Genomic DNA, 15603 nt, shown 5'->3' on the forward strand with positions numbered 1-15603 from the left:
TGAATTCTTTAGAAAAAGAAAGAATCCCTAAATTTAGCTAAACACCGCAAATATTATGATGGATACAAATAGTATAGTCATATGATTCAACGAATAAATAAACATTCTATTTGCCCATTTCATATCATCTTTTGTTGTAAAGCCTTTCAGAGCCAGTATTAACCAACCCACGTTCAATGCAGTCGCAAGAGTTAAAAAGCCAAGTCCAAGCTCTGGTAAAAGGAAAGGTAACGGTAATAATAAAAGAATCCAGAATAACATTGAGTACTTTGTACGTTTAAATCCCTTTACAACAGGTAGCATTGGTATTTTAGCTGCACGATATTCCTCTGTACGTTTCATAGCAAGCGCGTAGAAATGTGGTGGTTGCCATGCAAACATAATTAGGAATAAGGCAAGTGCTCCTGGACCTAAAGCAGGTTCTACTGCTGCGAATCCAATAATAGGAGGAATAGCCCCTGAAATGCTTCCTACAACCGTGTTACTAACATGCTTCCTCTTTGACCACATTGAATACAGAACGACATAAGCAAATATTCCTGCTAGTCCCCACATGCCGGCTGCAAACGATGCCGCAAATAACAAAATTTCACCTACAATTAAAAATGAGAGGGCGATGGTCAATACAAAATTCGGCTTGAATCTGCCAGTCACTGTCGGTCTTGCTTTCGTTCTTTTCATGATTGGATCTATATCCTGATCAATAAAGTTATTCATTGCACCTGAGCCACCAATGATTAATGCCGCACCCAGCATGGTGAATAATATGACATCAAGCTCTTGCAAGAAATGTCTACTAGTAAATTGAAAAGCCAGCCACATCCCTGTAAACGTTGTGACAAGATTCGAGTTTACGATACCAATTTTTATTAGTGCTAAGAAATCTTTTACAACTGATGTTGTTTCTGGGCCAGTATTTCTAGTAGCCGCCAGTGTACGTCCGTTTGACATAATACCTCTCCTTTCATTTTTGTAAGCATATTCCGCTAACAATAACTATAGCGAAATTTGCGATTGATTTCTAGACATTAAGTGAAATTTAGATGAAGTTGTAAAAATTAGTTTTGTCTAGAAATATAATTAAAAACAACATATCTATAGTAAAACATTTTCTAAAATGAATTGTGAAGGTTAAAGCACGAAATTATGAACAATTTGTGAAATGCAATCGACATCTAGTACTCCCTCCTCTTTACAAGTTGTTTTTTAAACGTATATTCGATATTATCTAGTAGCAGAAACATTACTTTCTTGTAATGTTGATAGATAAAGTAGGTGACTCATTTTATGCAACACAACAGATATTTGAAGTGGTTTGCTGTTGCCGCTACGGTAGGGATGCTCCTTATATTACTAGGTGGAGCTCTCGTTACGAAAACAGATAGTGGCTTAGGCTGTGGTCGAAACTGGCCTGATTGTAATGGATCTCTTATTCCTAAAGAGATTACACCCGAAGTCCTTATTGAATTCTCACATCGTCTTGTTACTGGAGTCGTATCTATTTCAATTCTTGTGTTAACAGTTTGGACATGGCGTATGCTCGGACATATTCGTGAAGTAAAGCTATTAGGTTTCTTAGCAATGTTTTTCTTAATTGCGCAGGCTCTTATTGGAGCGGCTCAAGTATTATGGGGCCAAGGTGATTTCATCCTAGCACTGCATTTTGGTATTTCTCTTATTTCCTTTGCCGCGGTTCTGCTTCTTTCTATGATTGTATTTGAAGTCGATCGGAAATTTGATGCCGATAACGTATTTATTGGTAAAAAGTTACGTTGGCATACTATTGCTGTCACAATTTATTCTTATTTAGTCGTTTATACAGGAGCATTAGTTCGACATACAGATTCGAGCTTAATTTGTCCAGATTGGCCATTTTGCTATAACGAAACACCTTTAGCACCTCCAAATAATATGTACGAATGGGTGCAAATGGGACATCGTCTAGCTGTTCTTATTATTTTCATTTGGATTGCATACATAACTTGGCACGCTGTGAAAGAATATAAAAATCAACGTGTTGTTTACTATGGTTGGGTTATTGCTTTTACTATAGTATTTTTACAAGTGATTGCTGGTATGTTAGTAGTCCTAACTAAACTGAACTTATCAGTCGCATTACTGCATTCATTATTAATTTCTCTCTTATTCGGTCTATTATGTTACATGATTATGCTCGTTGCTCGTAGTAACTATAATGAAAAAAAGAAATAGTCCATAAAAAAGATTCGTTACATTATTGTGACGAATCTTTTTTCTATTCTTATTTTCGTTTCTTCATTGACTCAGTACCTATAATTCCTACTATTAAAATAATCATAGATACTAGGGCATAGTCTTTAAAGAATGTTGTAAAAGGAATGTCAAAATATCGACAAACCCCCGTCACAAGACGACCGCCTAATAATATTAGGCCAATGACAAACATCCAATTAAATAACGCTTTAAGCATTGTTAGTTTCCTCTACTTTCATGGCTGTCCAGATGATTTTAGTGACCTCTTCACTATATTGTTCCGCATCAATAGAAAACGGTCCCCCAATTAGCATGTACTCGCCAATAGCTCCTTGAATAACTTTTGCCATGACATTGACAGATGTGACATTGAATTCCCCTTGTTCTTTGCCCTTATTTAATATATTGCATAAGGCTTTTAATAATGGGTCCTCTCCATCATCTGGTAACTTATAAAAAGGAACGTCATTAACAGTACGAGCATTAAAAACGATTTCTAGCAATGCTGCATTCTCTTTTGGATGTGTTGCTTGATAGGCAATACTCGCTTCAATAAAATTAGCTAGTTGCGAGGCAGGTTCATCCACAGTATATGTTTTCGTCAAAATATATGTTGCTGATTGATCAATCAATGCTTGCAGACATTGTTCTATTAAATCTTGTCGATCAGCAAAATGATACGAAATTAATGCTGTGCTGATGGAAGCACGTTTTGCAATTTGAGATAAACTCGCTTTCACATAACCAATATCACCTAAAGTCCTTATGGTCGCTTCAATAATTTGATGTTTTCTTGCTTCCTGAATAAAGGTATTTTTATTAGTTTCCATAAACTCTCCATCTGATTAATTAAACATTTTTCTGATTATGTAATCAAATTTTACACAATTCCTATCACTTCCACAATAAATAAGGTTATTAGATGCTAAAATGCATCTAATAACCTTTTCTTACTATCATTTATTCAATTTCAATCAATAAGTCACCTGTTGAAATAGCATCCCCTGCACTAGCATAAACTTCTTTTACGATACCATCCTTTGGTGCTTGGACAGTTGTTTCCATTTTCATAGCCTCTGTGATTAATAGATGATCACCACGTTTGACGGGGCTACCTTTGGACACAACGACCTTCAACACAGTACCAGGCATTGTGGCACCAATTTGATTTGGATTACTTGGATCTGCTTTTAGTGATAGGTTGCCATCTACCTCCACTGTCATATCTTGAATCACCAATTCACGGGATTGACCATTTAGCTCAAAGTACAGGACACGTGTTCCATTATGTTGCGGTTCGCCGATAGAGACCAGTTTAATAATCAGCGTTTTTCCTTTTTCGATTTCGACCTCAATGATTTCGCCAAGCTTTAAGCCGTAAAGGAATGTTGGCGTATCGAGAACTGAAATATTGCCGAAGGACTCTGCCGTTTTTGCATACTCTTCAAAAACTTTTGGATACAGCGCATAAGCTAATATGTCCTTTTTCGACACCGGACGATTTAATTTTTCCTCTAGCACAGCTTCCAATTGGTCAAACTGAACAGGTTCTAATAACTCCCCAGGTCGAACCGTAATAGCTTTACGGTCTTTTAGCACCACTTGTTGCAATACCTCAGGGAATCCACCATGTGGCTGTCCAAGATAGCCTTGGAATAATTCAATTACTGAGTCTGGGAAGTCGATTGTTTTGCCCCTTGTTAAAACTGTGTTTTCATCTAAATCATTTTGTACCATAAAGAGTGCCATGTCGCCTACTACCTTGGAGGAAGGTGTCACTTTAACAATATCTCCAAATAGAAGGTTCACACGGGAATACATGCGCTTGACTTCTTCCCAGCGATCACCAAGTCCCACTGCTTTAGCCTGTTGTTGTAAGTTGCTATATTGTCCGCCAGGCATCTCATGCACATAAATTTCAGAATGTGGGCTGATCATGCCACTTTCGAAATCTTTATAGTATTTACGCACATCTTCCCAATAATACGATAACTTTTCCAATGCATCGATGTCTGCTCGTAACTCACGTTGACTGCCTTTCATTGCATAGTATAGCGAGTTTGCACTTGGCTGGGATGTTAGGCCTGCCATAGACCCTAGTGCCGTATCAACGATATCAACACCTGCTTCAATGGCTTTTGCATATAAATAGATTCCATTACCACTTGTGTCGTGTGTATGCAAGTGAATTGGCAGACTTGTCGTCTCTTTTAACTCGGAAATTAAACGATATGCTGCTTCTGGCTTCAATAAACCAGCCATATCTTTTATAGCTAGAATATGGGCACCTGATGCCTCAAGCTCCTTTGCCATGTCCTTGTAATATTGCACAGAATACTTCGCACGAGTATCATTCAAAATATCGCCTGTATAACAAATTGCCGCTTCAGCAATTTTTCCTGATTGACGTGCTGCATCAATGGCTACTTCCATTCCTTTAATCCAGTTCAAACTATCAAAAATACGGAACACATCGATACCTGATGCAGCCGATTCTGCGATAAATTCACGGATGAGATTGTCAGGATAATTTGTGTACCCAACAGCATTGGCCCCACGCAATAACATTTGGAACAACACATTAGGAACTTGCTCACGCAGTTTTGCTAAACGCTCCCATGGGTCCTCCTTTAAGAAGCGATACGCCACATCAAACGTAGCCCCGCCCCACATTTCCAATGAGAATAACTGATGCATCGTACGAGCTGTTGCATCTGCAATTTGATACATATCATGTGAGCGTACACGAGTAGCGAGTAGTGATTGGTGAGCATCACGGAAAGTAGTATCCGTTAATAGCACATCTTCTTGTGCTAAAATCCATTGCACTAAACCATCTGCCCCTTGCGTATCTAATATCTGTTTCGTACCAGCAGGTGGCACAATTAAAGGATCGATTTTAGGAATGTTCGGTTGAACAAAAATCGGTTTTGATGTCTTTTCCACACCAGGGAATCCGTTTAACGTCACATTACCGATATAACTTAACAGCTTTGTCCCGCGGTCTTGACGTACTGGGAATTGGAATAGCTCTGGTGTTGTGTCAATAAAGCTTGTATCAAAGGCACCAGATAAAAATTTCTCATGTGTCACGACATTATTTAAAAACGGAATATTGGTTTTGACCCCACGAATACGGAATTCTTTTAAATTACGATCCATTTTCGCAGCAGCTTCTTTAAAGTTCATGCCAGATGTAGAGATTTTTACAAGTAAAGAATCGTAGTACGGTGTGACAACAGCACCTTGGAAGCCATTGCCGGCATCTAAACGTACCCCGAAACCACCACTAGAACGGTAAACCATTAATTTTCCTGTATCCGGCATAAAGTTGTTAGCAGGGTCCTCTGTTGTCACACGAGCCTGAATCGCATAGCCAATCATTGGCATATCTTCTTGCTTTGGCATATGAATTTCTTCACTGAACAATGCATAGCCTGCTGCTACCTTAATTTGAGCATGGACGATATCAACACCTGTAATCATTTCTGTAATCGTATGTTCTACTTGAATGCGAGGGTTCACCTCGATGAAATAAAAATCGTTCCCTGCGACTAAAAATTCCACTGTCCCTGCATTTATGTACGAGACATTCTTCATTAATTTCACAGCAGCATCACATATACGATTTCTTAACTCTTCTGAAATCGAATTTGAAGGAGCAATTTCAACAACTTTTTGGTGACGACGTTGGATTGAGCAATCACGTTCATATAAATGCACAATGTTGCCTTGCTGATCACCAATAATTTGTACTTCAATATGCTTTGGTTTTATAATGGCCTTTTCTACATACACCTCATCAGAGCCAAAAGCAGCTTTTGCTTCTGATTTTGCGCGTTCATAGGCAGAAGCAAGTTCCCCACCTGAATGCACAAGACGCATACCACGACCACCACCACCAAGAGCTGCCTTAATCATAACTGGATAGCCAAAAGTGCTAGCAAATGCCTCTACCTCTGCTAGATTGGCTACAGGGCCATCTGTACCAGGAATAACAGGAATCTCAGCCGTGATGGCTTGCGAACGTGCTTTGACCTTATCCCCAAACATATCTAAATGCTGAGAAGTTGGTCCGATAAAGATAATACCTTCTTCTTCACAGCGACGTGCAAATTCCACGTTTTCTGATAAAAAACCATACCCCGGATGAATCGCATCAACATCTGCATCTTTTGCGATGGCAATAATACCCTCAATATCTAAATAGGCATCAATTGGTTTCTTGCCCGCTCCCACTAAATAAGCTTCATCTGCCTTAAAGCGATGAAAAGCACCACTATCCTCTCTTGAATAGATAGCAACAGTTTGGATATTCAGCTCCGTACAAGCACGGAAAATACGAATTGCAATTTCTCCTCGATTGGCTACAAGGATTTTGTTGATTGATTCCATAGGTATCCCCCTTTATGATTGTGTTTTTTTCCTCTCTACCTTTTCAAACATAGAAACATTGATTAATATTCCCATCGCTAAAGATAGAATGATTATAGATGTACCGCCATAGCTTATAAAAGGTAACGTTACACCGGTTAACGGGATTAACCCAGTTACACCCCCAAGATTTATAAACGATTGCCAGCCTATCCAGCTCGCAATACCAGCCGCAATCATGCGTGCCATTGGATCTTTTGTTCGCAATGCAATAGAAAAACCTTTATATATGATAAACCCTAAACCAATTAGGACGATTAAAACTCCCCATACTCCTAATTCTTCCATAATTATAGCCATGATAAAATCCGTTTGGGGTTCAGGTAAGTAACCTAATTTTTGAATTGATTGACCAAGGCCTCTTCCTTCTAAGCCACCTCCACCAATCGCATAATAACTATTCGCTACTTGGTGGCCACTACCATTTTCATATTCAAACGGATTTAAATAAGACAAAATCCGCCCTTTTCGGTTTTCTGTTAGTAGTTCTCCCTTGAATAACAAAAGTATACCAAGGATTGCAGCGCCGAATGCCGCTAATACACCAAAAAATTTCCAAAATGTCTTAAAAGGTATGCCACTTGAAGCAACGACAGATACGGCAATCCCACATAGAATAATAACTGCCCCTAAATCTGTTTCAAATGCTACGCCAGCAACCACCAAGATCCATAGAAAAATGGGATAAAAAATTTCTGTCGGTTGGAGTTTTTCAAATGTATATTTTTGTGCTTTTCGATAAAAAGCAGCTGCAAAATATAAAATTATAAACAGTTTTGAATACTCAGATGGCTGAAAATTACCTAAACCAGGAACATTTATCCAACTTTGAGAACCTACATCTTCTGCACCATGTCCTGCTACCTTTAGCCATGTAAATAGAACAGCTAATATAATTGTTAGAATCATCATAATATTTTTATTAGCATAATGCTTATAAGGGAAAAATGCTGCCACAATAAAACCTAAAAATGCCACTATTAAATTGATGATTTGCTTTTGATAAAAGAAATCAGGCGCTTCTCCTTTACGAATAGCTACCATCATACTTGAACTATAAACCATGATTAATCCAAATAAGCTCAATAATAGGACCGTAAAAAATAAGGGGTAATCAAAATTTTTTGCATATCGTTTTAAGTATTGTTTCATCCCAAAAACCTCGTTCTAGTAAAAAAACTCAAAGCGCAAAAAAGCGTTTGAGTTTTTCTTTTTATTTGTCTGTATACGCATCGTGTAGTACAGAAAGCTCCTTCTCGAGCGAGTCGAGAATTTCTTTGCCTTTTTCTCGTTCAATCAGTCCAAGCTTCACAGCAAAATCAATTTCACGAGACAGGCCGAACATTTGTGTATCTAATACTTCCTCATATAAAGGGCATTGTGGCATTGTTAAATGATCCATTTGTACTCTAATAAGGCGAGCAATCTTGTCTGCATCAGCAACTAATAGCTCCAAAGCCTTTTCTTGAAAAGAAGTTTGTGATTTCGTATCCATGAGGACGCCCCCATTATCTGATATTTCTTCGATTCTATCTTAATAAAGTTTATCTTCTAGTCGTTAAAAATGCAAGTGTCTTCATTGGAAAATACCGAATTCAAATTTTATTTCTTTATTATTTTTAGGCATTAGCGTTATACTATGTCATGGATATACAAGATTTGAGGAGGATTTCTATCATGGAAACAATAATTCCTATCAAGGGCGCAGTTTCATATCAACTAACATTAGATCCCACTGTTTGGATTTTCGATGACCGTAAATTAGATTTGAAAACATACTTCACGACACAAGATGTTAAGGAAGATTCGGACATCAAATATATGCGCGAGGTTGGTGCTCACTGGTCTCGTGAGATTATGGAAGGAGCTACATTCCCACCTACATTAAAATCAGAGCGTAAATTTGATCGTAAAGGAATGGAAACAGGTACATTTGGTATCGAATTAGGTCATTTCTTGAAAAATGCTGAAATTAGACCTGAAGCGACAAAAATTGTCTTTGAATGCGAAAATAGTCAAGAATATCCTTTTTCTATTGAAGAAGCTCGCACACTTATTTTAAAATATAGCCAAGACGGCAAACCGCTCTTAGAGGATGGGCCCATCCATGTATTAATGAGAGATGGTTCCAATATTGACAATCCTATTAAAAACGTAATAGCCATTCGCGCTGAATAGGAGGGAATGCAATGCGCGTAAAGTGCGTAATTTGCGATACAATTCAAAATATAGACGATAATTTACCTTTAGCAAAAAAATTACGTAATCGTCCAATTCACACTTACATGTGTGATAATTGCCATAATCGTATTAAAGAAAATACGGTTGCACGTTTAGAAACAGGTAATTTTCGCTTTTACCGAACTTCACCACAAATGGATAAAGAATTTTAATGTATGGTAAACAAAAAAGAGGTGCCTCAATGATGAGGTACCTCTTTTTCATACTAGCCATTATTTTTAATAACCGACTTTTCTATTAACTCAACCACTTGGTACATAATCGTTGCAAAAAATGCAATGATCAGCAGTGACATGAGCACAAGGTTAAAATTAAAGACTTGGAAGCCATAGATGATTAAATATCCAAGACCTTTCGAAGCAACTAAAAATTCACCAACAATGACCCCTACCCACGATAACCCAACATTCACTTTCAAAGTTGAAATAATTGTAGGAAATGATGCTGGTAAGACGACTTCTTGAAAAATTTGCCATCTTGTTGCGCCAAAAGTTTGTAAAACTTTACTATAATTCGGATCAACGCCTTTAAATGCCGTATATACCACGATAGTCGTAATAATGATGGAAATTAAAGCTCCCATTGCAATAATGGAAAAGTATCCTGGCCCTAGCGCAACAATAAGAATAGGTCCTAACGCCACTTTTGGCATCGCATTTAAAATAACTAAATAAGGATCCAATATCTTCGATAGTAACGGTGACCACCACAAAAGAATAGCTATGAACGTGCCGAGTAAAGTCCCAGCAATAAAGCCAATTACCGTCTCCATTAATGTCACACCAACGTGTAATGTTAAAGATCCATCACTTACTTTTTCGATAAAAGTATGCCAAACATGCGTTGGTGAACTAAAAATTAAACGGTCAATCCATTCTAATCTAGAAAGCAGCTCCCATCCACCAAAGAAAAGTAGCAGAATAATAAGCTGATATAACCTTACAAAGCGTTTTTCTTTTTTTAGCATTTGCTGATATTGTTTAAATAATGTGTTATCCAAGGCTCTCCAGCTCCTTCCAAATGATTTGGAATACATCTGCATAGGTCGGATGCTGTCTCACATCAAACGGTGATAGTTCACGAAGTGCTTCAGGTATTTCAAACACTTTGTGCAATGTCCCTGGATTTGCAGAAAAGAGAAAGACACGCTCGCTCATCGCTATTGCCTCTCCAATATCGTGTGTCACAAGAATGGCAGTCTTTCTATAGGTCTTTAATGTTTCCACAACTAAATCTTCCAGCTTTAATTTTGATTGATAATCAAGAGCCGAAAATGGTTCATCCAACAGTAAAATTTTAGGATTCACTGCTAATGTACGAGCTAGTGCCACACGTTGTCTCATGCCTCCAGATAATTCACGTGGATAGTTGGTGCCTACATGTGGTAATCCCACTTCCTGCAAAAGAGCATTGGCGGTTACTTTATGCTTATGATTGCTCCGTTCCATAATTTTCAAGCCAATCGTGACGTTCTCCTCAATGGTCTTCCAAGGAAATAAATAGTCCTGCTGAAGCATATAGCCAATGCTTGATTGATTATGTGGAGATAGTTCCTCACCATCTATATAGACCTTACCCTCAGTTGATGGAAACAGACCTGCCATGATCGAGAGTAATGTCGTTTTCCCACAGCCACTCGGCCCAATGAATGACACAAATTCTCCTTCACGAATAGCTAAACTAATATCGCGTAATACTTCCTTTGCCTGTGTGCTTGAAAAATAACTATGGTGAATATTCTCTAGCTGTAAAAATTCCATATTACTCAGCAGCCTTTTTCGCAAAGGTTGTGTTCACAAGTTTTTCATACTCCACACGTTGAGGAAGTTCACCTGCTTCCTCCATAATTGTTTGCAAGTTATCCCACTCTCCTTCATCCAGGATAGGGTCTGTTGCATAAGAACCTTGCGCTTTATAACGCTCGATTACTGTTTCAATAATGGCAACATCTACATTTTCAAAGTAAGGCTGAATAATTTTTGCCACTTCTGCGGCACTTTCATTCTGTACAAAATCTTGTGCCCGTTGTAATGCATTTGTAAAGGCTTGAACTGTTTTCTCATCACCCTTTAAATAACTGCTTTTCGCCATAAAGGACGTATAAGGCAAATGACCAGACTCTGTACCGAATGATGCCACAATATAGCCTTTCCCCTCTTTTTCAAATACACTAGCTGTTGGTTCAAATAGCTGTACATAATCACCAGTACCTGAAGCAAAAGCGGTAGCAATATTCGCAAAATCAATATTTTGAATAAGCGTTAAATCATTAACAGGGTCAATACCGTTCTTCTTCAACACGAATTCTCCTGCCATTTGAGGCATACCACCTTTACGTTGCCCTAAAAATGTAGAGCCCTTCAATTGATCCCACGAAAAGCTATCCATTTTTTCTCTTGCTACTAAAAAAGTACCGTCAGTTTGGGTTAACTGAGCAAAATTCTGAATTGGATCATTCGCACCTTGTAATGTTACGTAGATTGATGTTTCTGATCCAACTAAAGCAATATCAATACCATCTGACAGTAATGCCGTCATGGTTTTATCGCCACCTGCAATCGTTTGTAGCTCCACAGAAAGACCCTCCTCCTCGAAGAATCCTTTTTCAAGCGCTACATATTGAGGCGCATAAAAAATCGAACGAGTAACTTCTCCAACTTTGACTTTTTCTAGCTCTGCTTTATTACACGCTGTCAAAGAAAGGAGTAACAAAGCAATGACACCTAATAGAAAACCTTTTGTAAGCCAACGCATTCCCTTTCCTCCTTGATGTGATGAAAATAAGCCTATCGACATTAACTTATTCACCTATGACATATAAGGTGCAAAAAATATTAATGTTAAGGTAGAAATAAATAACAAATATGCTCAATAAAAAATTATCGAGTAAAATCTGGATATTCCCTCCGTATAAAGCTTACTAAACGTTCATGATACGATTTTATTTTTATGCTTATATTCCACATGATATATAGAATTTAGTACTTAATTGCAAATCAACATTGAATATTATATTACTATATGTTAATTTAAGTATGTAATAGATAATATTTACCAAATTTATAATAAATAACTAAATTGTATAATAAAGGAGAATTAAGAAATGAAAAAATTTCTAAAATTTATTTTGCCATTAATACTTATCTTATCTGTTTATACTTATAGTGCCGATGATGCTTCAGCTTCTACATCAGAGCCTGTTTTTGTGGGTTCTTCAAATACTTATGGCTACTCAAATTTAATTAATGCATCCTCAAAAGTTTATGTGTTAATTAAAAATCATGGTTCAGTAGATATCTATTGGACAATACTAGATGCCAATAATAAACCAGAGTCCGACACATTAATTGTACGTCCTGGTGGAGCTGTTGGTAAATTCGTGACAACAAACAGTAATACTAAACATAAGTTAGCATTGTATTGTTCTGGGGATACAAATAAATGTAGTGCAACTGGTAATATTTCTTTAAATTAATGTTCACATACCAACATTAAATATTTATTATCTATTACAACTTTAATTTTATTAATACTACTGTCTTGTGGTCTTATGATTGCTAAATAAAAGCATTTTTCATTTTCCACAAACTGTAATAAATAAAAATACCCCGTATAGTTAGATGGTAAACTAACTTTTACGGGGTATTTTTATAGAGTTTTTATAAGGTTCTTCAAATCATTCCCAAACTAATATGCGGACTAAATTATTTAAAAAATATTAAACTATATAAGAATCCTGGTTTTGGTTGTTAATTTGACTTATAAGTTTTAAATACCAACAAAACGGTATAGTAACTTGGCATGATTGATAGCCATTCTTGCAAAGGAAATTATATAAACACTTGAAGAATATTTTTACTTTTATAACTACCAATATTCAAAAACGACTCAACCATCCGGCCCCGATTGAAAATCGACACCAAATGGTTGCTTAGTCTTTTTAAATCCTTCTAATTGACAGGAGTATTTGCAATTGAAACCGCCTGACAGGTTTTATTTCAAATTATTTTTATGCATTTTTACTTTCTCTAGTTAAGCGAATTTTATAAATACCTAAAAATAATGCTGCAACAATTAACCCCTCCATCATTGGTAATGATAGAGCGAAGAAAGTAAGAAAAATACATCCGATAAATAAACAAACGTACACAACAAAATTTTGCTTCAAATTTAATTTTCGTGCAAAGCCTAGTTGATAAACTATTGCAGACAAAATAAATACCGAGAAGAAAGCTATATACCCCGCAACTGTATAATTCGGTGCATTTTCATAAATGAAACGGCTAATACCTGCTAAATCTTCTAATACCTCAGCCTCTGTTCCTTCTCTCATTTCAGATGCTTGAATAGAGTTGAGTAACATCCAATTCAACATCGTTCATCCTCTTCCTTTCATGTCAGCGGAAAATTATTGTTCTGCGTTACGTAATTTTTTCGCTGCTTTCTCACGTTCATTTTTATCTAGAATTTTTTTACGCAGACGAATAGATTCTGGTGTGATTTCTAAGTACTCATCATCACCTAGGTATTCAAGCGCTTCTTCTAAAGATAAAATACGTGGTTTTTTAATAACATTCGTTTGGTCTTTATTTGCTGAACGGATGTTTGTTTTTTGTTTCATTTTTGTGATGTTTACAGTGATATCAGCGTCACGAGTATTTTCCCCAACGATCATACCTTCGTAAATATCTGTACCTGGCTCTAAGAACAGTGTACCACGATCTTCAATTTGCATCATACCATAAGTTGTTGATTTACCAGTTTCCATTGAAACTAGTACACCTTGGTGACGTCCACCAATTTTACCTGGTAGTAATGGCTGGTAGCAATCAAACGTATGATTGATAATACCGAAACCTTTTGTCATCGACATGAATTCCGTCGTATAACCGATTAATCCACGAGCTGGTACTAAGAACGTTAAACGAACTTGACCGCTACCATTGTTTACCATATCAAGCATTTCACCTTTACGTGTACCAATCGATTCAATAATTGAACCAACATTTTCTTCAGGTACATCGATTTGAACGCGTTCGAATGGTTCACATTTTACGCCGTCGATTTCACGCACGATTACTTGCGGTTTAGATACTTGTAATTCGAAACCTTCACGACGCATATTTTCGATAAGGATTGATAGGTGAAGCTCACCACGACCTGAAACTGTCCAAGCATCTGGAGAATCAGTATCTTCAACACGTAAAGATACGTCTGTTTGTAATTGAGCACGTAAACGCTCTTCTACTTTACGTGAAGTAACCCATTTCCCTTCACGACCAGCGAATGGAGAATTGTTTACTAAGAACGTCATTTGTAAAGTTGGCTCATCAATACGTAATGGTGTAAGAGCTTCTTGATGCTCAACAGGACAAACTGTTTCACCTACGTTGATATCTTCCATACCTGAAACGGCGATTAAATCACCAGCTTTTGCTGTTTCTACTTCTTCACGTTTTAAACCGAAGAAACCAAAGATTTTTGTTACACGGAAGTTTTTCACAGTACCGTCTAATTTCATCAGTGCAACTTGTTGACCTACAGAAATTGTTCCACGGAATACACGACCAATTCCGATACGTCCAACGAAGTCATTATAGTCAAGTAAAGCTACTTGGAATTGTAATGGGTCTTCTGAGTTATCAACTGGTGCCGGAATAGACTCAATAACTTTTTCGAATAGACATTTCATATTTTCTTCTTGTTTAGATGGATCAGCGTCCAAAGAAGCTGTACCATTTACACCTGAAGCATAGACAACAGGGAAGTCTAATTGATCGTCATCTGCACCTAGCTCGATAAATAATTCAAGTACTTCATCTACTACTTCTAGAGGACGAGCTGAATCTTTGTCTACTTTATTAACAACAACGATTGGTGTTAAGCGTTGTTCCAATGCTTTTTTCAATACGAAACGTGTTTGAGGCATACAACCTTCATACGCATCGACAACTAGTAAAACGCCGTCTACCATTTTTAAAATACGTTCTACCTCACCACCGAAGTCAGCGTGTCCAGGCGTATCAAGGATGTTGATACGAGTTCCTTCATAGTTTACTGCTGTATTTTTAGCTAAAATCGTAATACCACGTTCGCGTTCAATATCATTAGAGTCCATTGCACGTTCTTCAACACGTTCGTTTGAACGGAATGTACCTGATTGTTTTAGTAATTGGTCGACTAAGGTAGTTTTACCATGGTCAACGTGGGCGATTATTGCGATATTGCGAAGATCTTGACGTAAGTTTGTCATTATTCCACTCCATATTCTTTTTTCGAATGTTTAACTGTGATATTATAGCACAAGAAGGATAGAAATGTCCTTATTAGAATTTCCATCATTCTAAAAAATATATTTGATTTACAAATTTTTTATATAGGAGGCTAGGCTATGAATCGTGCAAAAATCGTAATGGCTATATATGCATTAGCAGCTGTTTTAGCAATGTGTTCAATTGGCTATTCTGTGGCAGCTAGTAGTGGATTTGGTGCAATAGCAGGTATTGTGGCTACTTGTGTCATTTTCATGACAGCCTTTAAAATGAAGCGTAAACTACGTACTCAAGGCTTACTTTAATAAAAAAAGAGCTGTCTAGTAAGGCACTGACTGTCGTTTTTGAGACAGTAAGAAAACACCTTTTAAACAGCCAATTGTCGGTATTTAACGGGCGACTGGTTGTTTAGTTTCGTTTGAAT

Annotated in this window: 16 protein-coding genes; 5 read left to right on the forward strand and 11 right to left on the reverse strand. The window is 37.2% G+C overall.

Features of this window, described 5'->3' with window-relative positions; translation table 11 throughout:
* Window positions 1-33: 33 nt before the first annotated feature.
* Complete coding sequence (gene cyoE / locus AO843_RS14045; protein WP_054611717.1) at window positions 34-951, reverse strand: heme o synthase; 918 nt, start codon at window positions 949-951, stop codon at window positions 34-36.
* A 336-nt stretch (window positions 952-1287) separates the two neighbouring features.
* On the opposite strand from cyoE, the gene AO843_RS14050 reads away from it, so the two are divergent.
* The gene (locus AO843_RS14050; protein WP_054611718.1) at window positions 1288-2211 is read left to right on the forward strand and encodes a COX15/CtaA family protein; all 924 of its coding nucleotides are present in this window, start codon (window positions 1288-1290) and stop codon (window positions 2209-2211) included.
* A gap of 49 nt (window positions 2212-2260) precedes the next feature.
* Here the strand turns inward: AO843_RS14050 and AO843_RS14055 are convergent, their stop codons facing one another.
* From AO843_RS14055 to AO843_RS14075, 5 genes are all read right to left on the reverse strand, one after another.
* Window positions 2261-2449: a hypothetical protein gene (locus AO843_RS14055; protein ID WP_054611719.1), complete on the reverse strand. Its 189-nt coding sequence runs from the start codon at window positions 2447-2449 to the stop codon at window positions 2261-2263.
* Window positions 2442-3062 (reverse strand): TetR/AcrR family transcriptional regulator, encoded by a 621-nt coding sequence (locus AO843_RS14060; protein WP_054611720.1) that lies wholly within the window; start codon window positions 3060-3062, stop codon window positions 2442-2444. The genes AO843_RS14055 and AO843_RS14060 overlap by 8 nt, the downstream gene beginning before the upstream one ends.
* Window positions 3063-3192: 130 nt before the next feature.
* Complete coding sequence (pyc, locus tag AO843_RS14065) at window positions 3193-6627, reverse strand: pyruvate carboxylase (protein WP_054611721.1); 3435 nt, start codon at window positions 6625-6627, stop codon at window positions 3193-3195.
* A gap of 12 nt (window positions 6628-6639) precedes the next feature.
* Entirely contained in the window at window positions 6640-7818 is a 1179-nt protein-coding gene (locus AO843_RS14070) for an FtsW/RodA/SpoVE family cell cycle protein (RefSeq protein WP_054611722.1), read from the reverse strand.
* Between the two features lie 61 nt (window positions 7819-7879).
* The gene (locus tag AO843_RS14075; RefSeq protein WP_004224778.1) at window positions 7880-8161 is read right to left on the reverse strand and encodes an Fpa/YlaN family protein; all 282 of its coding nucleotides are present in this window, start codon (window positions 8159-8161) and stop codon (window positions 7880-7882) included.
* A gap of 182 nt (window positions 8162-8343) precedes the next feature.
* Here AO843_RS14075 and AO843_RS14080 point away from each other — a divergent pair, with 182 nt between their 5' ends.
* Together AO843_RS14080 and AO843_RS14085 are read left to right on the forward strand one after the other, a co-directional pair.
* The gene (locus AO843_RS14080) at window positions 8344-8844 is read left to right on the forward strand and encodes a hypothetical protein (RefSeq protein ID WP_054611723.1); all 501 of its coding nucleotides are present in this window, start codon (window positions 8344-8346) and stop codon (window positions 8842-8844) included.
* Window positions 8845-8855: 11 nt separating this feature from the next.
* Window positions 8856-9059, forward strand: coding sequence for a YlaI family protein (locus AO843_RS14085; RefSeq protein WP_054611724.1), 204 nt, complete (start codon window positions 8856-8858; stop codon window positions 9057-9059).
* 53 nt (window positions 9060-9112) lie between these two features.
* Here AO843_RS14085 and AO843_RS14090 read toward each other — a convergent pair whose 3' ends face one another.
* Genes AO843_RS14090 through AO843_RS14100 form a run of 3 tightly spaced genes read right to left on the reverse strand, consistent with a single transcriptional unit; the run spans window position 9113 to window position 11661 of the window.
* The gene (locus AO843_RS14090) at window positions 9113-9907 is read right to left on the reverse strand and encodes an ABC transporter permease (RefSeq protein WP_082389478.1); all 795 of its coding nucleotides are present in this window, start codon (window positions 9905-9907) and stop codon (window positions 9113-9115) included.
* The gene (locus AO843_RS14095) at window positions 9900-10667 is read right to left on the reverse strand and encodes an ABC transporter ATP-binding protein (protein ID WP_054611725.1); all 768 of its coding nucleotides are present in this window, start codon (window positions 10665-10667) and stop codon (window positions 9900-9902) included. The genes AO843_RS14090 and AO843_RS14095 overlap by 8 nt, the downstream gene beginning before the upstream one ends.
* Window position 10668: 1 nt before the next feature.
* Entirely contained in the window at window positions 10669-11661 is a 993-nt protein-coding gene (locus AO843_RS14100) for an ABC transporter substrate-binding protein (protein ID WP_054611726.1), read from the reverse strand.
* Between the two features lie 349 nt (window positions 11662-12010).
* On the opposite strand from AO843_RS14100, the gene AO843_RS14105 reads away from it, so the two are divergent.
* A complete protein-coding gene (locus tag AO843_RS14105; protein WP_054611727.1) occupies window positions 12011-12382 on the forward strand; it encodes a hypothetical protein in 372 nt (123 codons plus the stop codon).
* A 534-nt stretch (window positions 12383-12916) separates the two neighbouring features.
* Here AO843_RS14105 and AO843_RS14110 read toward each other — a convergent pair.
* Window positions 12917-13282 (reverse strand): YlaH-like family protein, encoded by a 366-nt coding sequence (locus tag AO843_RS14110; RefSeq protein WP_054611728.1) that lies wholly within the window; start codon window positions 13280-13282, stop codon window positions 12917-12919.
* 33 nt (window positions 13283-13315) lie between these two features.
* A complete protein-coding gene (gene typA, locus AO843_RS14115; RefSeq protein WP_008173982.1) occupies window positions 13316-15160 on the reverse strand; it encodes a translational GTPase TypA in 1845 nt (614 codons plus the stop codon).
* A 138-nt stretch (window positions 15161-15298) separates the two neighbouring features.
* On the opposite strand from typA, the gene AO843_RS14120 reads away from it, so the two are divergent.
* A complete protein-coding gene (locus AO843_RS14120) occupies window positions 15299-15484 on the forward strand; it encodes a DUF5325 family protein (protein ID WP_054611729.1) in 186 nt (61 codons plus the stop codon).
* The last annotated feature ends 119 nt before the right edge of the window (window positions 15485-15603 follow it).

The organism is Lysinibacillus sp. ZYM-1 (assembly GCF_001308875.1).
GTDB lineage: Bacteria > Bacillota > Bacilli > Bacillales_A > Planococcaceae > Lysinibacillus.